Here is a 20486-nt window from a genome sequence, read left to right as displayed (position 1 = left end):
TTATGCTGGCCAGTATACGGGATGATTTCATGCAAAAATCCGAAATGATGAATAAAATCGAACGCAGCACTGGTTTCATCGCTGCGCTGGATCAGAGCGGCGGTTCGACCCCCAAGGCGCTCGCGGCTTATGGAATTGGCGCAGATGCATTTGCGAATGAGGATGAAATGTTCGCGCTGATCCATGAAATGCGCGTTCGGATAATGATGTCACCGGCCTTTGATGGCGACAGGATTTTGGGCGCTATCTTATTTGAAAAAACGATGGACGGCGAAGCTGCTGGTCAAAGCGTTCCGGATTATTTGAAATCCAAAGGCATAGTGCCGTTTTTGAAAGTCGACCAAGGCCTGGAAGAAGAGGCAAACGGCGTGCAATTGATGAAGCAAATGCCAGCGTTGGACGCTCTGCTGCAGAAAGGCGGAGCAAAAGGCGTATTCGGCACCAAGATGCGTTCTGTTATCAATCTCGCCAACAGGGACGGTATCTCCGCAATTGTGAAACAGCAATTTGACGTGGCGATGCAGATCATCAGCCACGGCCTGATGCCGATCATCGAACCGGAAGTGAATATTAAAAGCGCCGAGCGCGGCGGTGCGGATGCGATATTGCAGGATGAACTTCGGCAAGCATTAGATAAGCTGCCCGAGGATAAACAGGTCATGTTGAAATTATCGATCCCCGAACAGTGTAATTTATATACTGATTTGATCCGCCACCCACGCGTCCTCCGTTTAGTGGCGCTTTCCGGCGGTTATTCAACGGATGAGGCATGTCAATTACTGGCGGAAAATAGCGGGATGATCGCCAGTTTCAGCCGCGCGTTACTGGAACGGTTACAGCATAGCCAAAGCGATGCTGAATTTAACGCTGCATTGGATAGCGCCATCCAGCAAATTTACGACACATCAAAAACCTAGAGAATCGCGCAGCTTCCGGTTAGAGGGCGCAAATGGAAAAGATTCCCTGCCAGTTGTATTTGATCTCGCCGCTTGAAGTGGGCGGTGATTTTCCCGAAGCGTTACGCGCTGCATTGTCTGCTGGGCCGGTGGCGGCATTTCAATTTCGTGTGAAGGGCATCGACAACCATGCCGCAGCGCGGCTTGCGGCCCCATTGCAGGAAATATGCGCCGAATATGATGTGGCTTTCATCGTCAATGACAATGTCGCGCTCGCCAAGAGATTGAAAGCCGACGGGGTCCATCTGGGGCAAAGCGACGGCGATGTGAGAGAGGCGCGGCTCGAGTTAGGGGCGGAGGTTCAAATCGGTGTCACATGCCACAATAGCCGCCATCTGGCGATGGAGGCAGGTGAGGCGGGTGCAGACTATGTCGCCTTCGGAGCCTTTTATCCGACTAAGACGAAGGCGACGGAATATGTGGCCGACCCTGAAATACTGCAAATCTGGTCCAAATTTATGGAGATACCTTGCGTTGCTATTGGCGGCATCACACCTGACAATGCAATGGCGTTGGTTGATGCCGGTGCGGACTTTCTGGCGGTGAGCGGCGGCGTGTGGCAATATCCCGGTGGTGCAGCGGCGGCGGTGAAAGCTTTTCACGCTGTGCTTGCCTAAGCCGCGTTGCGCCGCTAAAGGCCCCTCCAACGGCGTGTCTTGCGCCATGCTCTTTCCAACTTTGAATAGCGAGTGGTCTCCATGAAAATCAGCGGCGTTGATATCCGTCCCGGCAATATAATCGAATATGAAAAAGGCCTGTGGAAGGTCGCCAAGATCCAGCATACGCAGCCTGGCAAGGGCGGCGCCTATATGCAGGTTGAAATGAAAAACCTGATCGACGGACGCAAAACCAATGTGCGTTTCCGCAGCGCGGATACGGTTGAAAAAGTGCGGCTTGATACCAAAGATTTCCAATATCTTTATGCCGAAGGTGACAACCTGGTTTTTATGGACAATGAAAATTACGAGCAGATTACTTTGGCCGCCAATATGCTGGGCGACGAAGTTGCGTTTTTGCAGGATGGTATGCAAGTGACCTTGGAGCTCTATGACGAGCGGCCTATTTCGGTGCAATTGCCCGATCAAATTGAAGCTGAAATTGTGGAGGCGGACGCGGTAGTGAAGGGGCAGACTGCTTCTTCCAGCTATAAGCCAGCCATACTCGACAATGGCGTGCGCGTTATGGTGCCGCCCTTTATCGGAGCCGGAACGCGCATCATCGTTGATGTCTATTCCAAGGAATATGTAAAGAAAGCGGAATAGTCCGATGGTTGCCCATTCTGGCATTATGACAATGATGGACCGCGCCGCGCGTAAAGCTGGCGCAAAGCTGCGCCGTGATTTTTACGAGGTGCAGCAATTGCAGGTGAGCCGCAAAGGCCCGGCTGATTTCGTGTCGAAAGCCGATATTCGCGCCGAACGCACTATTTATGACGAGCTGAGCAAGGCGAGGCCGGACTGGGGGTTCCTGTTGGAGGAATCGGGCGAGATTGAAGGCGAAGAGGGCAAACCGCGCTTCATCATCGACCCGCTTGATGGCACCAGCAATTTTCTGCACGGTATTCCGCATTTTGCCATCTCGATCGCGGTGGAAGAAACGCTGGCGGATGGTGAGCGGGAAATCACCTCTGCCTTGGTATATCAACCGCTGACCGACGAAAGCTTTTGGGCTGAACGGGGTAGGGGCGCATGGCTTCAAACAGAGCGGCTGCGTGTTTCAGCGCGCCGTGATATGGCCGACGCCTTGATAGCAACAGGTATTCCTTTCATGGGCCATGGCAATTTTGCACAGTGGAGCCGGATATTTGGCGCGATCGCTCCTGAAGTGGCGGGTATCCGGCGTTTTGGTGCAGCATCGCTCGATCTGGCATGGGTCGCCGCGGGCCGCTTTGACGGCTATTGGGAAGCGGATTTGCAGCCTTGGGATACGGCCGCTGGCTGCTTGCTGGTGCGAGAGGCTGGCGGTTTTGTGACCGATTATCGCGGGCAACGCCCAGCCATTGCCGACAAACAGATTTTGGCCGCCAATGACGGGCTGCATAGCAAGATGCATAAGCTGCTTGCCGGATCGTTGCGGTAATTTTTTGCAGATTTAGTGAAACGCAAGAAATAGGGCAAAAAAAGCACGTTGCAGCCCTTGCGACTTGCCGTTCCTGCCCCTAAAAGCGCCCTAATTCTAAGTGCAAAAGCGAGTCTGACTTTGACTGATTTGTCGCAATATCTGCCGATCTTTATGTTCCTAGTGGTGGCGCTGGGGCTGTCTTCTTTGTTTGTGTTTTTGCCGATGGGTGTGTCCCGCCTAACGGGCAGTTACAAACCAACCGAGGCGAAGCTCACCGAATATGAATGCGGCTTTCCGGCATTTGAAGATAGCCGGAGCCAATTTGACGTCCGTTTTTACCTGGTCGCGATATTGTTTATCATCTTTGATTTGGAAGCAGCATTTTTATTCCCTTGGGCGGTAAGCCTGGGCGAAATTGGTTGGACGGGATGGGCGACAATGATGTTGTTCCTGTTCGAACTGGTGGTCGGATTTGCTTATGCGTGGAAAATAGGAGCGCTCGAATGGGAGTAGTCACAACATCGCAGCCGCCGCTGGCCGATGCGCAGCCGGATGAAGCGTTCTTCCGCGATTTGCAGTCGGAAATTGATGATAAGGGCTTTTTGGTTACGTCGACCGAAGACCTTTTCAATTGGGCGCGCACCGGCTCGTTATGGTGGATGACCTTCGGCCTTGCTTGCTGCGCGGTGGAGATGATCCATGTCAATATGCCGCGCTACGATATGGAGCGTTTTGGCGCAGCGCCGCGCGCATCCCCGCGTCAGTCGGACGTTATGATCGTTGCGGGCACACTCTGCAACAAAATGGCGCCCGCATTGCGCAAAGTTTATGATCAGATGAGCGAGCCCAAATATGTGATCTCCATGGGTAGCTGCGCCAACGGTGGCGGCTATTATCATTATAGCTATAGCGTCGTGCGCGGATGCGACCGGATCGTGCCAGTGGATATCTATATTCCCGGTTGCCCACCCACAGCCGAGGCGCTGCTTTATGGAATTATGCAATTGCAGCGGAAAATCCGCCGCGTCGGAACGATAGAGCGGTAAATATGGCCCATAGCGCACCCCTTATTTCCAACCCAAAAGGCACCAATGCAGCGATTAAGAAAGCATTGGGCAAAAACCTGCTGCAATTGACCGAGGTGAATGACGAAACCGGCTTGCTCGTCAAGCGCGATGCGTTGGTCGATGTGATGATCGCGCTGCGCGATGAATGCGAATATCAGCAGCTGATGGAAATTGCCGGTGTCGATTGGCCGAGTCGCAGTCCGCGTTTTGAAGTGGTATATTGCCTGCTCAGCCTGACCAAAAATCACCGCATTCGCGTCCATGTCGAAACCGATGAGGCCGACCCGGTGCCGTCGGTTACTGGTATCTGGCCGGTAGCAGGGTGGCTGGAGCGCGAAGTATTTGATATGTACGGCGTGCTGTTTTCTGGCAACAATGACCTGCGCCGTATTCTGACCGATTATGGTTTTGAAGGGCATCCGCAGCGTAAGGATTTTCCGCTGACTGGATATACCGAGCTGCGCTATTCTGAAGAAGAAAAGCGGGTAAAATATGAGCCCGTGAAATTGGCGCAGGATTTCCGTAGTTTCGATTTTATGAGCCCGTGGGAGGGTACGGATTATGTCCTGCCCGGTGATGAGAAAGCACCCGCCGCGCCTCCGCCTCCCGCCCCTGCGTCCACCCCCAAGACGACAGATGGCCCCGCGAAAACCGGCGCGGGCGCTAAAGCCAATAAAGCTGCTGCGAAAACTTCCAAGCCTGCGAAGCCAAAACCCAAGGCTGCTAAAGCTAGGGCAACCAAGCCGACGGCAACCAATGTGAAGGGAGCGAAGTAATGAGCTTAACCCTTGAAAAAGCGCCAACCACAGGCGATGAAACAATTGAAAATTACACGATCAATTTCGGACCTCAGCACCCCGCCGCGCATGGTGTGTTACGCTTGGTCATGGAGCTGGATGGCGAAATCGTCGAACGCATGGACCCGCATGTCGGTCTTCTGCATCGCGGCACCGAAAAGCTGATTGAATATAAAACCTATTTGCAGGCTTTACCCTATTTCGACCGGCTCGATTATTGCAGCCCGCTCGGCATGGAACATAGCTATGTGCTGGCGATTGAAAAGCTGCTGAACCTGGAAGTGCCGCTGCGCGCGCAATATCTGCGGGTATTTTTCGCTGAGTTAACGCGAATTTCCAACCATATGTTGAACCTTGGTTCGCACGTGATGGATGTGGGCGCGATGACGCCCAACCTTTGGATGTTTGAAATTCGTGAGGATTGCCTCAACTTTTTCGAACGCGCATCGGGCGCGCGGATGCATAGCGCCTATTTCCGGCCCGGCGGCGTGCATCAGGATGTGCCGCTCAAGCTGTTGACCGACATTGGTGACTGGCTGGATAAGCGGATGCCGAAATTGTTTGAAGACGCGATCAGCCTGGTGGCCGACAACCGCATTTTCAAACAGCGCAACGTAGATATCGCCACCGTGAGCAAGGAAGACGCGATCAAATGGGGCTTTTCCGGCCCGATGATCCGAGGCAGCGGCATCGCGTGGGATATCCGCAAGAGCCAGCCTTACGACGTCTATGACCGCATGGAATTTGATGTGCCGGTGGGAACGCGCGGCGATTGCTATGACCGTTTCATGGTCCGCGTGGAAGAAGTGCGGCAATCGGTGCGCATTATGAAGCAATGTTTGCAGGAAATGCCCGAAGGCCCAATCTGCAGCGACGACCGCAAAGTCAGCGCGCCCAAACGCGCCGAGATGAAACAATCGATGGAAGCTTTGATCCATCATTTCAAACTCTACACCGAAGGCTTCCATGTGCCCGCAGGCCAAGTCTATGTCGCGACCGAAAGCCCCAAGGGCGAGTTCGGCGTGTATCTGGTCGCGGACGGGTCGAATAAGCCTTACCGCTGCAAAATCCGCCCTACGGCTTTTAGCCATCTGCAGGCGATCGAGATGATGAGCAAAGGCCATATGCTGGCCGATACCACCGCGATCATCGGCGCGATCGACGTCGTGTTCGGGGAGTGTGACCGGTGAGGTTTTCACTATTACCACTAGCAATGATTTTTAGCGTCGCAAGTTCCGCACTTGCTGGGCCGGTTGAGACCACTCCGTCGGTAGATGGCCCGTTTTCGGAGGATGTTTGGGTGCTGTTTCAGGCAAGAGATCGCCAGAATTTCGATTTGTTAACGGAAAGGCTGTCTGAAGTAGAATTTCAAACCCGCATTGACGACAAAATAGTGTATCGGCGTCTCGCAAAACCTTCTGACATTCCAAGCAGCGAGTCCGATATTTGTAGATTCACAATTCAAGGCAGCAACTGGTCACAAATACGAGCTGTAGTAACGGCAAGCTGGAAATGTCAGTGCTGCGACATAGGTGGCAATACCCTCATATTTGAATTCGAGGAGAGTCGCTTAAGGACTATTTGGTCCAGTGAGTCGGGGGTTTGGTAATGGCTGACACCGCACAAATCGCCGACGAAACCGAAGTCCGCGACTTCCTCCGGCGTCATGCTGAACTTGTTTCAGCATCTATTTTGCCTCTTAAACTGATGGTCTCGGCTGATATATGGACCCTGAAACAAGTTCAGGGTGACGGAGTGGCTTGTGACTAAGCCTGTCGCCATCGCAACCCAAATGATCGCGCATTATAATGCGCAGGATGCGGACGCTTATGTTGCGTTGATGACCGATGATGCTTGCGAGGCGGGTTATCGCGGGGCGGTGGTGCGCGAAGGGAAAGAGGGCGTGCGCTCTGGATTGAAAGCGATATTTGCCGAATATCCCCAAAACCGGGCGGAGATTGTTGGCGCTCAGGAAGTTGGCGACTATGCCGTGCTGCGCGAGAAAGTATGGCGCACGGACGATGCGGAACCGTTTGAAGTAATTGCTGTTTATAGTTTTGAAGGCGAGAAATGCTCTCGCGTGGAGTTTATTCGTTAATGGCTGATGCACCCCAAATCCCCGACGAAACCGAAGTCCGCGCCAAATGGGGCGATTTCAAATTCACGCCTGCCAATTTGAAGCAGGCGAAGGCCATAATCGCGCGCTATCCCGCCGGGCGGCAACGCAGCGCGGTGATGCCGTTGCTCGATCTGGCGCAGCGTCAGGTGGGGACGGAGACGCAAACGCAGGGCTGGCTGCCTGTGCCGGTGATCGAATATGTCGCAGTCATGCTCGATATGCCGTTCATGCGCGCTTATGAGGTTGCGACTTTTTATACCATGTATAACCTTGCGCCGGTGGGCCGCTATCATGTGCAGGTATGCGGCACGACGCCCTGCTTGCTACGCGGCAGCGATGAGGTGATGAGTGCTTGCAAAAATAAAGGCATGAATAAGGGTAAGACGACCCCCGACGGCCTGTTCACGCTGACCGAAGTCGAATGCATGGGCAACTGCGCCAGCGCGCCAATGGTGCAGATTAACGACGATAATTACGAAGATTTGGACTATGACCGCACGATGGCGATCCTCGATGCGCTGGAGCGCGGGGAGCAGCCAAAAACCGGCACGCAGGAACCCGGGCGGCATACTGTTGAACCGCTGGGCGAGCCGACCAATCTGGCCGCGATGGTCAAGAGCAATCATGATTACCGGAAGGAGTGGGCGAAATGAGTTTTACATCTCTTCCTGAATTGCCTGAAGCGCTATCTTTTGTTTCGCGCAAAGGCGCAAAGGCGCAAAGAAGCATTGCAGCTATTCTCTATCTTGGCGACTTAGCGTCTTCGCGCGAACCTTTTATGGCCCTGCGGGCTGGAGCAGGCATATGAGTTTTGACTTTCTCCAGGATAAAGATCGTATCTTCACCAATGTCTATGGCTATCAAGACTGGGGCCTGAAAGCCGCGCAGAAACGCGGTGATTGGGACAAGACAAAGGACCTGATCAAATTGGGTCAGGATGCCATCATTGAAGAAATGAAAGCCAGCGGCCTGCGCGGGCGCGGCGGGGCGGGTTTTCCCACCGGCATGAAATGGAGCTTTATGCCCAAGCAAGCGCCGCTGGACCGCGACGGCAATTCCCGGCCGAGCTTCCTTGTCATCAACGCAGACGAATCCGAACCGGGTAGCTGTAAAGACCGGGAGATTATCCGCCATGATCCGCATAAGCTGATCGAAGGGGCGTTGATCGCTGGTTTTGCAATGCGTGCGCGGGCGGCTTATATTTACATTCGCGGCGAATATATTCGCGAGGCGGAGGTCTTGTTTGCTGCCGTGCAAGAGGCGTATGACGCCGGACTGCTGGGTAAGAACGCGGCCAAATCGGGCTATGACTTTGACGTCTTCGTTCACCGGGGCGCGGGCGCCTATATCTGCGGCGAAGAAACCGCGATGATCGAAAGTCTTGAGGGCAAGAAAGGCCAACCGCGCCTGAAACCGCCATTCCCGGCGGGTGCGGGGCTGTATGGTTGCCCCACCACGGTCAATAATGTGGAAAGCATCGCGGTGGTCCCCACCATCCTGCGGCGCGGGGCGTCTTGGTTCTCCAGCTTCGGGCGGGAGAATAACAAGGGCACAAAGCTGTTCCAAATCTCCGGCCATGTCGACCGCCCCTGCGTGGTTGAAGAGGCGATGAGCATTCCGTTCCGCGATCTGATCGAAAAACATTGCGGCGGGATAAGAGGCGGGTGGGATAACCTGCTCGCGGTGATCCCCGGCGGTTCGTCGGTGCCGCTGGTTCCGGCGGCGCAGATTATGGACGCGCCGATGGATTTTGACGGCCTGCGCGAAGTAGGCTCCGGCCTTGGCACGGCGGCGGTGATCGTGATGGATAAATCGACCGACATCGTGCAGGCGATCAGCCGCTTAAGCTATTTCTACAAGCATGAAAGCTGCGGGCAGTGTACACCGTGCCGCGAAGGCACAGGCTGGATGTGGCGCGTGATGGAAAAAATGCGCGTGGGCGATGCCGACATTGGCGATATCGATACGCTGTATGAAGTAACCAAACAGGTCGAAGGCCACACGATCTGCGCGTTGGGTGACGCGGCCGCGTGGCCAATTCAAGGGCTGATCAAGCATTTCCGTCCAGAGATGGAGCGCCGGATTAACGAGCGTAAAGGCGGTGATATGTTGGAGGCGGCGGAATGAAGCCCTTTAGGCACCTTCTCTTTAACGTATGCATGTTCAGTGCGGCTTCTGCATTTGCGCAGCCGGCCGTGATTGATCTGAATGCGAAGCCACGACCGTTCACAAACGACGATTTCGAGGCTTTGGTAGTTTGTTCTCTTGACAAGAACTCAGATATCACTCGTCGTTATGCAACTTACCACCTGCTGCGCCGCGACAAACAGACTTGGCAAGAGAATGAGGCTGATCCCGACAGCAAGTTGTTAATGCCAGCGATTGAGGGCTGCATCGAGTTCAAGAACGGCGAACCCATGCCATTTTCAATCGATGCCCTCATTTCCCGCTGGGGAGCTGCCCATGGGATTTCGCAAGCTGTGACCGTGATGGATGAAGCTTCTCTCGCTAAGTGCGCAGTTCGAAGCCATGAACAATTGGCGAGAGTTTTTGTTCAAGTGATGGCAGACCCGTCTCACAAACCGGCAGTTCGCAGAATGACGGCCACAAGTTTAGCAGCACCACCCTGTGAGCCTGCTCCGAACGTCACCGTAAACCTAATTCAGCTTTTTGGTCATGTGAAAGCTGAATTGCAAAATGGCAAGGCGACAAAATAATGCCTAAAGTTACCGTAGACGGCCTCGAACTCGAAGTTCCAGCAGGCGCAACCGTCCTGCAGGCGTGCGAGCTTGCGGGTAAGGAAATTCCGCGTTTTTGCTATCATGAACGCCTGTCCATCGCGGGCAATTGCCGCATGTGCCTGGTCGAGGTAAAGCCCGGGCCGCCCAAGCCGCAGGCGTCTTGCGCGCTGCCCGCCACAGAAGGCCAAGAAATCCGCACCGACAGCCAAATGGTGAAAAAAGCGCGCGAAGGCGTGATGGAATTCCTGCTCATCAATCACCCGCTTGATTGCCCGATTTGCGATCAGGGCGGCGAGTGTGATTTGCAGGACCAGGCGATGGCCTATGGCCGTGGTTCCTCGCGCTACGAAGAAAATAAGCGTGCGGTGACCGAAAAATATATGGGGCCCATCGTTAAAACGGTGATGACGCGCTGCATCCAATGCACCCGCTGCGTCCGTTTCGCCGAGGAAGTGGCGGGCATTGAAGAGATTGGCGCGATTGGGCGCGGCGAAAATATGCAGATTACCAGCTATCTGGAGCATGCGGTACAATCAGAGCTTTCGGGCAATGTCGTCGACCTGTGCCCCGTTGGCGCCTTGACGTCGAAGCCTTATGCATTTGAAGCGCGGCCATGGGAGTTGAAGAAAACGCCATCGATCGACGTGATGGATGCGGTTGGCACTAATATCCGCCTTGATAGCCGGGGCCGGGCTGTGCTGCGCGCTGTTCCGCGTATCAATGACGATGTGAATGAAGAATGGGCGAGCGACAAGACCCGCCACGCGGTCGACGGCCTGACCCATCGCCGCTTGGATAAGCCCTTTGTGCGCGATGCCAAAGGCAAGCTGCAACCGGCAAGCTGGCAGGAAGCTTTCGCTGCGATTGCGGCGGTCAATGCGGGCAGCTCGGTCGCGGCGATTGCAGGCGATTTGACCGATTGCGAGACGATGTATGCGGCAAAGGCGCTGCTCGCCAAAATGGGTTCGGCCATGTTGGAGGGACGCCAAACCGGCCTATCCTATGACACTACTTCGCTATCGGCCGTGAATTTCAATACCAGCATTGCCGGGATTGAAGATGCGGACTGTATCCTGATTATCGGCAGCAATGTCCGCTGGGAAGCGCCGCTGGTCAATACTCGGATTCAAAAAGCAGTGCGGCGCGGCGGAGCGAAAGTGTTCGCCATTGGGCCGGAAACTGATTTGTCGTATAAGGTGGAATGGCTGGGCAATGACGCGGCGAAAATCGCGAAGCTGCCAAAGGAAGCCGCCGACGCATTGAAAGCAGCGAAGCGGCCCGCGGTCATTGTCGGCGGCGGCGCTTTGGCGGTGGACGGCTTGCACGGTGCGGCGTTGAAGCTGGCGGAGAAATATAATCTGGCCCGCACACTCGGCGATGGCCGCGCTTGGAATGGCTTTAACGTGCTGCATATGGCGGCGAGCCGGATGGGCGGATTGATGTTGGGCTATGCGCAGCCGGGCGGTATTGCCGACATTGCGGCGAAAAAGCCGAAGCTGGCTTTTTTCTTAGGCGCGGATGAGGTGGATTTTTCGAAATTTGCCAAGACGTTCAAAGTTTATGTCGGCCACCATGGCGACAAGGGCGCCCATGCTGCGGACGTGATCCTACCGGGCAGCGCCTATACCGAAAAAGATGGCACGTTCGTCAATTTGGAAGGCCGCGTGCAGCGGGCAACCAAGGCGGTATTTGCGCCGGGCGATGCGCGGGAAGATTGGGCGATATTCCGGGCGCTGTCGGATGTTTTGGGGCATAAGCTGCCTTTCGACAACCTGATCGCTTGCCGCGCGGCGATGGCGGCAGAGGTGCCTGCCTTGGGCGCGGAAGGACTGGCTGATTATGGTTGGAATGCACCCAAATTGCCGACAACAGCCAAAGGCGAAATTGCTTACCCCATCAAGGATTTCTACCTGACCAACGCTATCTGCCGCGCGAGCGAAACGATGAATATCTGCAGCCGCGAATTGATCCATGGCGAAGAAATGTTGGAGGCGGCGGAATGACCGAATTTTTCCAATCAATCGGCATGAGTTATGAATGGGCGTGGTTCACGGCGTCCTTGGCTGGAATATTGCTGATCGCGCTCCCGCTGATGCTGGCTGTGGCGATGATTATTTACGCCGACCGTAAAATTTGGGCCGCTATGGCGCTTCGGCGCGGCCCCAACGTGGTGGGGCCATTTGGCCTGCTGCAAAGTTTTGCCGACGGTTTGAAGGTTTTCCTGCAGGAAACGATTATCCCGTCGGCATCCAATCGCGGCCTTTTCCTGATCGCGCCGATCATTACCTTCACCGTGGCATTGCTGGCTTGGGCGGTGGTGCCTTTTGGCGCGGATGTGGTGCTATCCGACATCAATGTCGGATTGCTCTACATATTGGCGATCAGCTCGCTTGGCGTTTACGGTGTGGTCATTTCAGGTTGGGCGTCTAATTCCAAATATCCCTTCTATTCCGCCATGCGTGCTGCAGCGCAAATGATTAGCTATGAAGTCTCGATCGGCTTTGTTTTGATCAGCGTGGTGTTATGGGCCGGAACTTTCAACATGAGCGGCATTGTCGAGGCGCAGAAAGGTCATGTCTTTGGCATTAACGCATTCGGCCTCAACCCGCTGCTGTTCCCGATTGCGGTGATATTTTTAATCAGCGCACTCGCCGAAACCGCGCGCGCGCCGTTTGATTTGACCGAGGCTGAGAGCGAATTGGTTGCGGGGTATCAAACCGAATATTCGTCGATGAGCTTCGCACTGTTCTGGCTCGGCGAATATGCCAATGTGCTCTTAATGGCGACGCTGAATGCGATCCTATTCTGGGGCGGATATTTGCCGCCGGTGGATTGGGCGCCGCTTTACGCCGTGCCGGGCATCATCTGGCTATTTGCAAAGATACTCCTCTTCTTCTTCATCTTCAGCTGGGTCAAGGCTACCGTCCCGCGTTACCGCTATGACCAGCTGATGCGCTTGGGGTGGAAAGTATTCCTGCCGATCTCGCTATTTTGGGTGTTTTTGGTGAGTGGGTATCTGATGCTGACGAGGTATGGATGATGGGCATGCTGTCGCCGATTGTCATGCTGTCATCGCTTGTAATCACGCCTGCGCCCGGCGCAGACAGCAGCGCCCCTGTAGATTGGAAAGTAGATGGCAAACCGCTGTTATACGTATGCGCCGACCCGAGTGAGACAATTGACGGTGTGTTTATGCTCACAATAGAGGGGGATGCGCAGCGCAACCTCGTTAACCTGATCCGCACAAGCTTGGTCAATGGGGAGCGGGTTAGTCATGTGAGTGTCTTTCCGTCCGTGAAGGCTACAGCAAAACCGCTTGAGGGATTTGCAACGGTAAACAAATTGACGCTCAACGGAACTGGCGAAATGATTGCGGGCCAAACGCCAATTGGGACAAACGAAAGCATTGAATTCGGCGCATTGGTAATGGGCGCGTCTCAGGCGTCGGGTAATGGATATCCTTATGTTCATTATAAGGCCGATGGGATTGATCTGGAAATGAAGGAATGCAGCTGGCTCGCGTCTGGACCGGGCGAACAAGGCGACGATGCCGCCAGCAGCTTGGAAGAAACGGCGAATTGAAATGACCACCTTAGCCCATTTCATCAAATTCTTCAGCACCAGCCTCACGATAACAGATTCTGTGCTGTGCCATTGGAGCACCGTGCAATTTGGTATTAGATTGATTGATCTGCGACCTTCGTTGGTTCGCGGCGCGCGCAACCGCAAACCGATGCTGGCGGAGTGAGGGTGATGAAATGGCCTTTAGTTGCTTTGCTGGCGGCGACTTTGTTGCCTTTTTCGGCGCAAGCTCAAACAAAGTCGCTAGATAAAAAGAAAGCAGAAGCACCTCATTTGAAATGCTTAGGCGCTCTCACATCGCCAGGAAAACAGGAAGAATTTGACCTTTATGTATGGGAAATCACAGCGGGTTTGAAAAATCCTGATAAATATCGGTTTTTATCGTTTAGAGTTGAATCACTAACGTTATCCAGCGGGGTTGAATCTACAGTGGTGAGCTCTTTCAAGGAAAAAGGGCCGATCCCTATGATAGATGTCGGCGGCGATGTTTTGGTTTTGAATTCAGATGAATTCGTTATTGCTGATTTTGACAAGCCAATTAATTACAGCGCGTTTGGGGTTATCTCCGATGCAAAATATTCTGGCACCTGTTTGGCGGTGCCCAAAAAGGACCGGAGTGGATTATGACCGCCATCACCCATCTCATCAAATCTTTCACGCTATGGGAATTCGTCAAGGCGCACTGGCTGACCTTGCAATATTTTTTTAAGCCCAAGGCGACGATCAATTATCCGTTTGAGAAGAACCCGCTGTCGCCGCGTTTTCGCGGTGAGCATGCGCTGCGCCGTTATCCCAATGGTGAGGAACGCTGCATCGCGTGTAAGCTGTGCGAGGCGGTGTGTCCGGCGCAGGCGATTACTATTGAGGCCGAACCGCGCGATGATGGTTCGCGCCGCACCACGCGTTATGACATCGACATGACCAAATGCATCTATTGCGGTTTCTGTCAGGAGGCTTGCCCGGTCGACGCCATTGTTGAAGGGCCGAATTTTGAATATGCGACCGAAACCCGCGAAGAATTGCTGTATGACAAGGCGAAATTGCTGGACAATGGCGATAAATGGGAACGGGCGATTGCGGCAAACCTTGCCGCCGATGCTCCCTATCGTTAAGGGGCGGTCCATATGATTCAACTCATCGCCTTTTATTTGTTCGCGTCGGTCGTTATTGCGGCCGGAGCTATGGTTATTTTCTCCCGCAATCCGGTGCATAGCGTCCTATGGCTGATCGTTTCTTTTTTTAGCGCAGCGGGTCTGATGGTGCTGGTCGGTGCGGAATTTATCGCGATGCTGCTGGTTATTGTTTACGTCGGCGCGGTTGCGGTGCTGTTTTTATTCGTCGTGATGATGCTGGATGTGGACTTTGCAGAGCTGCGCGCCGGTTTCGCCAAAAACCTGCCATTGGGATTATTGCTCGCCATTATTTTGGTGTGTGAGCTTATCCTCGGCATTGGCGCTTACCGCGCTGGCGCGGTGGAGCTGGGTGTGCCGGTCGCAGGCCCAGCGACAGTCAGCGATCAGATGCCGAATATTCAGGCGATTGGCGGGTTGCTGTATACCAAATATATTTTCTTGTTCGAAACAGCGGGTCTTATTTTGCTGGTGTCGATGATTGGCGCCATCGTTCTGACGCACCGGCCAAGCACGGGTACCCGGGGGCAGAATGTCGGGCGTCAGGTCCGCCGCCGTCCGCAAGATGCGGTGCGCAATACGCAGCCCGGGGTGGGTGAGGGGGTCGAGCTATGATCGGTATCGAACATTTTCTGGTGGTCAGCGCGATCCTGTTCGTCATGGGCGTGCTGGGGATTTTCTTGAATCGCAAAAATGTGATCATCATCCTGATGGCGATCGAGCTGATCTTGCTGTCGGTGAATATCAATTTGGTCGCATTCAGCGCTTATCTGGGTGATTTAACAGGACAGATTTTCGCAATGTTCGTTCTGTGCGTTGCCGCCGCAGAAGCAGCCATTGGCCTTGCCATTTTGGTAATCTACTTCCGCGGCCGCGGCACAATTGCGGTTGACGATATCAACCGGATGAAGGGTTAAGGGGCGCTTTGTGACATCCATTCATATCATCGTGTTCCTGCCTTTATTGGCAGCCATCATCGCCGGGCTCGGCAACCGTATGCTGGGCAATGTGATTGCCAAGTCGCTGACAACCGGCGCGCTTTTTGTCAGCGCGATTTTAAGCTGGCCGATTTTCATCAGCTTTATCAGCGGCGGCAGCGAAGCCTATGTCGTGCCCGTTCTGCAATGGGTGCAATCGGGTGATTTGACCTTCGACTGGGAATTGCGCGTGGACAGCTTGACCGCTGTTATGTTGGTGGTGATCACCACGGTGTCGGCCCTGGTCCATCTCTATAGCTGGGGTTATATGGAGGAGGATCCGGATCAGCCGCGCTTCTTTGCATATTTGTCCTTGTTCACATTCGCGATGTTGATGCTGGTCACTGCCAATAACCTGGTGCAAATGTTCTTTGGCTGGGAAGGCGTGGGGCTTGCCTCTTATCTGCTGATCGGTTTCTGGTTCAAAAAACCAAGCGCCAATGCCGCCGCGATTAAGGCCTTTGTCGTCAACCGCGTTGGTGACTTGGGATTCATGCTCGGCATATTTGGGGTGTATCTGGTATTTGGCACCGTCAATATTCCCGATATTTTGGCGATGGCCCCCGATAAAGTCGGATCGAGCATTGGCTTTTTGGGACTGCGCGTCGATACGATGTCGGTGCTTTGCCTGCTCCTATTCATCGGCGCGATGGGCAAATCGGCGCAGCTTGGGCTGCATACATGGCTACCCGATGCGATGGAGGGGCCGACACCGGTATCCGCGCTGATCCATGCGGCGACGATGGTTACTGCCGGTGTGTTCATGGTTTGCCGTCTATCACCTTTGTTTGAAACCAGCCAATTTGCGCTGAATGTTGTCACCGTCGTTGGCGCGACCACCGCGATATTTGCGGCGACCGTAGGCCTTGTGCAAACAGACATTAAACGCGTGATTGCTTATTCCACATGCTCGCAACTAGGGTATATGTTCTTTGCCGCAGGGATGGGCGCTTATGGCGCGGCCATGTTCCATCTGTTCACGCATGCTTTCTTCAAAGCTTTGCTGTTTTTGGGGGCGGGCAGCGTTATTCACGCCATGCATCATGAACAGGATATGCGCTATTACGGGGCGCTGCGGAAACATATTCCGTTCACATTCTGGGCGATGATGGCGGGTACATTGGCAATTACCGGTGTCGGCATTGTGGGCCTTGGCGGATTTGCCGGCTTTTATTCAAAGGATGCGATTATCGAAGTGGCTTTTGCAGGGGCCAACAGCGACAATTACGGCGTCTATGCCTTTGGCATCGGCGTGCTCGCCGCGCTGCTGACCAGTTTTTATAGCTGGCGTTTGATGTTCCTGACCTTTTTTGGAAAGGCGCGCTGGATCCAAAGCGAGCATATTCAGCATAGCGTCCATAAAACGCCAGAGCAGGCTGGCGAAGATACGACCGGCGGATATCACCCGCATGAAAGTCCGCTGCCGATGCTGGTGCCGCTTGGTGTTTTGACAATTGGCGCGGTATTTGCGGGCTTTTTATTCCACAACCCCTTTGTCGAAGGCGACCACGGCGCGACCGCATTTTGGGCGCAAAGCACCTTGGCTTTCCGCGAGGGTTTGATGCACGCCATCCACGAAGTACCGTTATGGGTGAAGCTGTCATCGACATTCGCGATGCTCACGGGCCTGTTCACCGCTTACATGATGTATATCCGCAGCGATGATGCGCCGCAGCGTTTGGCCGCGACATTCCGGCCGCTTTATAATTTTTTCCTCAATAAATGGTATTTTGACGAGCTGTATAATTTCCTCTTCGTTCGGCCCGCCTTTTGGTTCGGACGGCTATTCTGGAAGGGCGGCGATGTCGGTATTATCGACCGTTTTGGTCCCAATGGCAGCGCCGCCGCAGTTGCCTTCGGCAGCCGCATGGCCGTTCGCCTGCAATCGGGATATTTATACAGTTATGCTTTAGTTATGCTGCTGGGCCTTGTTGCTTTGGTTAGCTGGATGATGGTGCAGGCACGATGAACGCAGGGGCAATTCCAATTCTTTCGATCATGATCCTGCTGCCCGTGCTGGCGGCAATCGCTTGCTTGTTTGTGCGGCATGAAGGCGCACGTATTTTGGCGCTTACCGTTACATTGGCTGAGCTTTTGCTCGGTATCTGGCTATGGGCCAGCTTTGATGTGAATGGTGCGCAATGGCAATTTGTCGAAAGCGTCAATCTGTTTGGTGAATTTCTGGGTTGGAAATTGGGCATAGACGGCATTTCCTTGCTGCTCATCATGTTGTCGGTGTTCCTGATGCCCATCTGTATCGGGGCCAGCTGGAACGCGATACAGACCCGTGTTGGTGAATATATGGCGGCGTTCCTCCTGATGGAGGCGTTGATGATCGGCGTTTTTGCGGCGCAGGATTTGATGTTATTCTATATATTCTTCGAAGCCGGCTTGATACCAATGTATCTGATTATCGGCATTTGGGGCGGTGATAACCGGATTTACGCCAGCTATAAATTCTTCCTCTACACGCTGCTTGGATCAGTGGTGATGTTGATCGCGATGCTGTGGATGATTCAGACAGCGGGCACGGGTTACATCCCGGATCTGCATAAATATGATTTCAGCGCACAGGCGCAAACTTGGTTGTGGCTTGCTTTCTTTGCCAGTTTTGCGGTGAAAATGCCGATGTGGCCGGTGCATACTTGGCTTCCCGATGCGCACGTGCAGGCACCGACGGCGGGTTCCGTGATATTGGCCGGCGTGCTGCTGAAAATGGGCGGATACGGCTTTTTACGCTTCAGCCTGCCGATGTTTCCAGAGGCGTCGGCGCAATTTGTCTGGTTGATATATGGCCTGTCGATGGTTGCCGTGGTCTATACCTCGCTCGTTGCGCTGGTGCAGAATGACATGAAAAAGCTGATCGCTTATTCTTCGGTCGCGCATATGGCGATCGTGACCGTTGGTTTGTTTGCGTTTAATCAGCAGGGCCTGGAAGGTTCGATCATCATCATGCTGAGCCATGGTTTGGTGTCCGGCGCGTTGTTCCTGTGCGTTGGCGTTATTTATGACCGGCTGCATACACGGGAAATTGACCGCTATGGCGGGCTTTCTATCAATATGCCCAAATATGCGCTGCTATTCATGCTGTTCACCATGGCGAGCGTTGGCTTGCCGGGAACTAGCGGATTTGTGGGTGAGTTTCTGGCGCTGGCGGGATTGTATAAGGTTTCGACATGGGCGACATTGATCGCCACCACAGGCATTATTTTGGGCGCGGGTTATATGCTTTATCTCTACCGCCGCGTTGCGTTTGGTGCACAGGTAAATGCGGATGCGGCGGCGATGAAAGATTTGAGCGGGCGTGAAATGTGGCTGCTCGCACCGATTGCGGCGGTGGTTATGTGGATGGGTGTCTATCCCGAAAGCTTCCTGGCGCCGATCCGCAAAGACGTGTCGATGATTGTTGAACGGATTGAGCGAGCGACACCGGTGAGCGATTCCAAGATCAAAGAAAATGACAAAACGACCAAAAAATTCCGCGTGAAGGATGATGCGCATGGCTCAGGCCATAGCGGTGGTCATTCAAAACGCGCGAAATCAGCAGAAGAAGAAAAAACGGGGAGCGGGCACTAATGGATTTGGGCATTTCCCTTTATTTTGTCCGTCCGGAAATCATCTTGAGTTTTTCCGGCCTATTTCTGCTGCTTGTCGCTGCATGGTATAAGGGTAGCGGCCGTTTTATCAGCATCGCATCGGTAGCTGCGTTATTTGCCGCTGGCGCTTGGGTGGTTGGTGAATTCATGCTCAACCCTTCCTTCGAGCTAGGCGGGGACGCATTTGACGGCCTGTATCGAATGGACGCGCTGGGCAGCTATTCGAAGCTGCTCATCTATTTTGCCGCCGCAATGTCGTTGATCATTGCGCCTCGCTATTTGGAAAAAGTAGGCGCGATGCGCGCTGAATTTCCGGTGCTGATCCTGTTTGCGACTGTCGGCATGAGCATCATGGTGTCGGCAAATGACCTTGTTACGCTATATATTGGGTTGGAACTCAACAGTTTGGCGGCTTATGTATTGGCGAGTTTCATCCGCAATGACGAACGCTCGGCTGAGGCGGGATTGAAATATTTCGTGCTCGGTGCTTTGGCGAGCGGCATATTGTTATACGGCATGTCGCTGCTCTACGGTTTTACCGGCAGCACCAATTTTGGTGCAATCGGCAAAGCGCTTGCCGGTGACATTGGCATGGGTAGCCTTTTCGGTATCGTCTTTGTCCTTTCGGGACTGGCATTTAAGATCAGCGCGGCCCCGTTTCATATGTGGACGCCCGATGTGTATGAAGGGGCGCCGACACCGGTCACGGCATTTTTCGCCAGCGCACCAAAAGTCGCTGCAACGATATTGCTGGTCCGGATGGCCATAACCTCCTTTGGGGAGCAAACGGCGGCGTGGCAGCAAATTATCATGGTGGTGGCGTTAATGTCCATCATCATTGGCGCAGTGGGCGCCATCGGGCAGCAAAATTTGAAGCGGCTGCTTGCCTATAGTTCGATCAACAATATCGGTTTCTTGCTCATTGGTCTGGCCGCGGGCACGGCGCAAGGTGTGGCGGCTATGCTCGTGTACCTGACGATTTATGTGTTGATGACATTGGGCGGCTTCATCTGCCTGATGCAGCTGCGCGGACGTGACGGGCGGCTTCGTGAAGGGCTGTCCGATATTGCGGGCCTGTCGCAAACCCGCCCTGCATTGGCCGCAGCGATGGCGATATTCATGTTTTCACTCGCCGGTATCCCGCCGCTTTTCGGTTTTTGGGGCAAGCTGGTCGTATTCAACGCAGCGGTTGCCGCTGGATTATTGCCGCTCGCGGTGATCGGCATCGCCGCATCGGTTATTGGCGCATTCTATTATCTGAAAGTCGTCAAGCTCATGTATTTTGACGAAGCCACCGATGTTATCGTCGGCGATGATGACAAGGCGCTGGCCATAAGCGGCGGCGTGCTTGCTGTGTTGGTCTCGCCGCTCGGTTATTTGGCGATACCGGCGCTGACGGCGTTAACGGCCACGGCGGCGGGGGCACTCGCTTTCTGATACCCGTTTTCGAACAAGTTGAA

At 54.1% G+C, this 20486-nt stretch carries 24 protein-coding genes; all 24 read left to right on the top strand.

Annotated features, from left to right (window positions below; translation table 11 throughout):
• The first annotated feature begins 29 nt into the window (after positions 1 to 29).
• The 24 genes from ACFOWX_RS07285 (at position 30) to nuoN (ending at position 20463) form a co-directional block, all read left to right on the top strand.
• A complete protein-coding gene (locus ACFOWX_RS07285) occupies positions 30 to 917 on the top strand; it encodes a fructose bisphosphate aldolase (RefSeq protein ID WP_381422722.1) in 888 nt (295 codons plus the stop codon).
• 32 nt (positions 918 to 949) lie between these two features.
• Entirely contained in the window at positions 950 to 1573 is a 624-nt protein-coding gene (gene thiE, locus ACFOWX_RS07280; RefSeq protein ID WP_381422720.1) for a thiamine phosphate synthase, read from the top strand.
• Between the two features lie 81 nt (positions 1574 to 1654).
• Positions 1655 to 2218 (top strand): elongation factor P, encoded by a 564-nt coding sequence (gene efp, locus ACFOWX_RS07275; RefSeq protein ID WP_381422718.1) that lies wholly within the window; start codon positions 1655 to 1657, stop codon positions 2216 to 2218.
• Positions 2219 to 2222: 4 nt separating this feature from the next.
• Positions 2223 to 3035 (top strand): inositol monophosphatase family protein, encoded by an 813-nt coding sequence (locus ACFOWX_RS07270; RefSeq protein ID WP_381422716.1) that lies wholly within the window; start codon positions 2223 to 2225, stop codon positions 3033 to 3035.
• 120 nt (positions 3036 to 3155) lie between these two features.
• Positions 3156 to 3530, top strand: a complete 375-nt coding sequence (gene ndhC / locus ACFOWX_RS07265) for an NADH-quinone oxidoreductase subunit A (protein WP_381422714.1) — start codon at positions 3156 to 3158, stop codon at positions 3528 to 3530.
• Positions 3521 to 4063 carry a NuoB/complex I 20 kDa subunit family protein gene (locus tag ACFOWX_RS07260; protein ID WP_381422712.1) on the top strand — a complete coding sequence of 181 codons (543 nt, stop codon included), beginning with the start codon at positions 3521 to 3523 and terminating at the stop codon, positions 4061 to 4063. The genes ndhC and ACFOWX_RS07260 overlap by 10 nt, the downstream gene beginning before the upstream one ends.
• A 2-nt stretch (positions 4064 to 4065) precedes the next feature.
• Complete coding sequence (locus tag ACFOWX_RS07255) at positions 4066 to 4860, top strand: NADH-quinone oxidoreductase subunit C (protein WP_381422711.1); 795 nt, start codon at positions 4066 to 4068, stop codon at positions 4858 to 4860.
• Positions 4860 to 6071 (top strand): NADH-quinone oxidoreductase subunit D, encoded by a 1212-nt coding sequence (locus ACFOWX_RS07250; protein ID WP_381422709.1) that lies wholly within the window; start codon positions 4860 to 4862, stop codon positions 6069 to 6071. The genes ACFOWX_RS07255 and ACFOWX_RS07250 overlap by 1 nt, the downstream gene beginning before the upstream one ends.
• Before the next feature lie 418 nt (positions 6072 to 6489).
• Positions 6490 to 6651 carry a hypothetical protein gene (locus ACFOWX_RS07245; RefSeq protein ID WP_381422707.1) on the top strand — a complete coding sequence of 54 codons (162 nt, stop codon included), beginning with the start codon at positions 6490 to 6492 and terminating at the stop codon, positions 6649 to 6651.
• Positions 6644 to 6979 (top strand): nuclear transport factor 2 family protein, encoded by a 336-nt coding sequence (locus tag ACFOWX_RS07240; RefSeq protein ID WP_381422705.1) that lies wholly within the window; start codon positions 6644 to 6646, stop codon positions 6977 to 6979. The genes ACFOWX_RS07245 and ACFOWX_RS07240 overlap by 8 nt, the downstream gene beginning before the upstream one ends.
• Positions 6979 to 7653: an NADH-quinone oxidoreductase subunit NuoE gene (nuoE, locus tag ACFOWX_RS07235; RefSeq protein WP_381422703.1), complete on the top strand. Its 675-nt coding sequence runs from the start codon at positions 6979 to 6981 to the stop codon at positions 7651 to 7653. Before ACFOWX_RS07240 ends, nuoE begins: the two co-directional genes overlap by 1 nt.
• Positions 7654 to 7804: 151 nt before the next feature.
• Positions 7805 to 9127, top strand: a complete 1323-nt coding sequence (gene nuoF / locus ACFOWX_RS07230) for an NADH-quinone oxidoreductase subunit NuoF (RefSeq protein ID WP_381422701.1) — start codon at positions 7805 to 7807, stop codon at positions 9125 to 9127.
• Positions 9124 to 9717 carry a hypothetical protein gene (locus ACFOWX_RS07225; protein ID WP_381422699.1) on the top strand — a complete coding sequence of 198 codons (594 nt, stop codon included), beginning with the start codon at positions 9124 to 9126 and terminating at the stop codon, positions 9715 to 9717. Before nuoF ends, ACFOWX_RS07225 begins: the two co-directional genes overlap by 4 nt.
• Positions 9717 to 11744: an NADH-quinone oxidoreductase subunit NuoG gene (gene nuoG / locus ACFOWX_RS07220; RefSeq protein ID WP_381422698.1), complete on the top strand. Its 2028-nt coding sequence runs from the start codon at positions 9717 to 9719 to the stop codon at positions 11742 to 11744. The genes ACFOWX_RS07225 and nuoG overlap by 1 nt, the downstream gene beginning before the upstream one ends.
• Positions 11741 to 12781 (top strand): NADH-quinone oxidoreductase subunit NuoH, encoded by a 1041-nt coding sequence (gene nuoH, locus ACFOWX_RS07215; RefSeq protein WP_381422696.1) that lies wholly within the window; start codon positions 11741 to 11743, stop codon positions 12779 to 12781. Before nuoG ends, nuoH begins: the two co-directional genes overlap by 4 nt.
• Before the next feature lie 5 nt (positions 12782 to 12786).
• On the top strand, positions 12787 to 13323 hold the full coding sequence (locus ACFOWX_RS07210; RefSeq protein WP_381422695.1) for a hypothetical protein: 537 nt from the start codon (positions 12787 to 12789) through the stop codon (positions 13321 to 13323).
• A gap of 1 nt (position 13324) precedes the next feature.
• Positions 13325 to 13489: a hypothetical protein gene (locus tag ACFOWX_RS07205; protein WP_381422693.1), complete on the top strand. Its 165-nt coding sequence runs from the start codon at positions 13325 to 13327 to the stop codon at positions 13487 to 13489.
• 5 nt (positions 13490 to 13494) lie between these two features.
• Positions 13495 to 13950 carry a hypothetical protein gene (locus ACFOWX_RS07200; RefSeq protein ID WP_381422691.1) on the top strand — a complete coding sequence of 152 codons (456 nt, stop codon included), beginning with the start codon at positions 13495 to 13497 and terminating at the stop codon, positions 13948 to 13950.
• Positions 13947 to 14435, top strand: a complete 489-nt coding sequence (gene nuoI, locus ACFOWX_RS07195; protein WP_381422689.1) for an NADH-quinone oxidoreductase subunit NuoI — start codon at positions 13947 to 13949, stop codon at positions 14433 to 14435. The genes ACFOWX_RS07200 and nuoI overlap by 4 nt, the downstream gene beginning before the upstream one ends.
• Positions 14436 to 14447: 12 nt before the next feature.
• The gene (locus tag ACFOWX_RS07190) at positions 14448 to 15068 is read left to right on the top strand and encodes an NADH-quinone oxidoreductase subunit J (RefSeq protein ID WP_381422687.1); all 621 of its coding nucleotides are present in this window, start codon (positions 14448 to 14450) and stop codon (positions 15066 to 15068) included.
• Positions 15065 to 15370, top strand: a complete 306-nt coding sequence (nuoK, locus tag ACFOWX_RS07185; RefSeq protein ID WP_381422685.1) for an NADH-quinone oxidoreductase subunit NuoK — start codon at positions 15065 to 15067, stop codon at positions 15368 to 15370. Before ACFOWX_RS07190 ends, nuoK begins: the two co-directional genes overlap by 4 nt.
• A 10-nt stretch (positions 15371 to 15380) precedes the next feature.
• Positions 15381 to 17399, top strand: a complete 2019-nt coding sequence (gene nuoL / locus ACFOWX_RS07180; RefSeq protein WP_381422683.1) for an NADH-quinone oxidoreductase subunit L — start codon at positions 15381 to 15383, stop codon at positions 17397 to 17399.
• Complete coding sequence (locus ACFOWX_RS07175) at positions 17396 to 19006, top strand: NADH-quinone oxidoreductase subunit M (RefSeq protein WP_381422681.1); 1611 nt, start codon at positions 17396 to 17398, stop codon at positions 19004 to 19006. The genes nuoL and ACFOWX_RS07175 overlap by 4 nt, the downstream gene beginning before the upstream one ends.
• The gene (gene nuoN, locus ACFOWX_RS07170; RefSeq protein ID WP_381422679.1) at positions 19006 to 20463 is read left to right on the top strand and encodes an NADH-quinone oxidoreductase subunit NuoN; all 1458 of its coding nucleotides are present in this window, start codon (positions 19006 to 19008) and stop codon (positions 20461 to 20463) included. Before ACFOWX_RS07175 ends, nuoN begins: the two co-directional genes overlap by 1 nt.
• The last annotated feature ends 23 nt before the right edge of the window (positions 20464 to 20486 follow it).

Origin of the sequence: Sphingorhabdus arenilitoris (assembly GCF_042651485.1) — a bacterium.
Classification (GTDB): Bacteria; Pseudomonadota; Alphaproteobacteria; order Sphingomonadales; family Sphingomonadaceae; genus Sphingorhabdus_B; species Sphingorhabdus_B arenilitoris.
The sequence above is the reverse complement of the archived record's forward strand: the minus strand, read 5'-3'. Positions and strand labels throughout refer to the sequence as shown.

Coding starts and splice junctions, on each gene's coding strand:
- nuoH (WP_381422696.1), top strand. CDS start 11,741: ATGACCGAATTTTTCCAATCAATCGGCATGAGTTATGAATGGGCGTGG.
- nuoG (WP_381422698.1), top strand. CDS start 9,717: ATGCCTAAAGTTACCGTAGACGGCCTCGAACTCGAAGTTCCAGCAGGC.
- nuoI (WP_381422689.1), top strand. CDS start 13,947: ATGACCGCCATCACCCATCTCATCAAATCTTTCACGCTATGGGAATTC.
- ACFOWX_RS07260 (WP_381422712.1), top strand. CDS start 3,521: ATGGGAGTAGTCACAACATCGCAGCCGCCGCTGGCCGATGCGCAGCCG.
- ACFOWX_RS07285 (WP_381422722.1), top strand. CDS start 30: ATGCAAAAATCCGAAATGATGAATAAAATCGAACGCAGCACTGGTTTC.
- ACFOWX_RS07200 (WP_381422691.1), top strand. CDS start 13,495: ATGAAATGGCCTTTAGTTGCTTTGCTGGCGGCGACTTTGTTGCCTTTT.
- nuoN (WP_381422679.1), top strand. CDS start 19,006: ATGGATTTGGGCATTTCCCTTTATTTTGTCCGTCCGGAAATCATCTTG.
- nuoF (WP_381422701.1), top strand. CDS start 7,805: ATGAGTTTTGACTTTCTCCAGGATAAAGATCGTATCTTCACCAATGTC.
- efp (WP_381422718.1), top strand. CDS start 1,655: ATGAAAATCAGCGGCGTTGATATCCGTCCCGGCAATATAATCGAATAT.
- thiE (WP_381422720.1), top strand. CDS start 950: ATGGAAAAGATTCCCTGCCAGTTGTATTTGATCTCGCCGCTTGAAGTG.
- ACFOWX_RS07175 (WP_381422681.1), top strand. CDS start 17,396: ATGAACGCAGGGGCAATTCCAATTCTTTCGATCATGATCCTGCTGCCC.
- ACFOWX_RS07205 (WP_381422693.1), top strand. CDS start 13,325: ATGACCACCTTAGCCCATTTCATCAAATTCTTCAGCACCAGCCTCACG.
- ACFOWX_RS07190 (WP_381422687.1), top strand. CDS start 14,448: ATGATTCAACTCATCGCCTTTTATTTGTTCGCGTCGGTCGTTATTGCG.
- ACFOWX_RS07255 (WP_381422711.1), top strand. CDS start 4,066: ATGGCCCATAGCGCACCCCTTATTTCCAACCCAAAAGGCACCAATGCA.
- ACFOWX_RS07245 (WP_381422707.1), top strand. CDS start 6,490: ATGGCTGACACCGCACAAATCGCCGACGAAACCGAAGTCCGCGACTTC.
- nuoK (WP_381422685.1), top strand. CDS start 15,065: ATGATCGGTATCGAACATTTTCTGGTGGTCAGCGCGATCCTGTTCGTC.
- ACFOWX_RS07210 (WP_381422695.1), top strand. CDS start 12,787: ATGCTGTCGCCGATTGTCATGCTGTCATCGCTTGTAATCACGCCTGCG.
- ACFOWX_RS07225 (WP_381422699.1), top strand. CDS start 9,124: ATGAAGCCCTTTAGGCACCTTCTCTTTAACGTATGCATGTTCAGTGCG.
- nuoE (WP_381422703.1), top strand. CDS start 6,979: ATGGCTGATGCACCCCAAATCCCCGACGAAACCGAAGTCCGCGCCAAA.
- ACFOWX_RS07250 (WP_381422709.1), top strand. CDS start 4,860: ATGAGCTTAACCCTTGAAAAAGCGCCAACCACAGGCGATGAAACAATT.
- ACFOWX_RS07270 (WP_381422716.1), top strand. CDS start 2,223: ATGGTTGCCCATTCTGGCATTATGACAATGATGGACCGCGCCGCGCGT.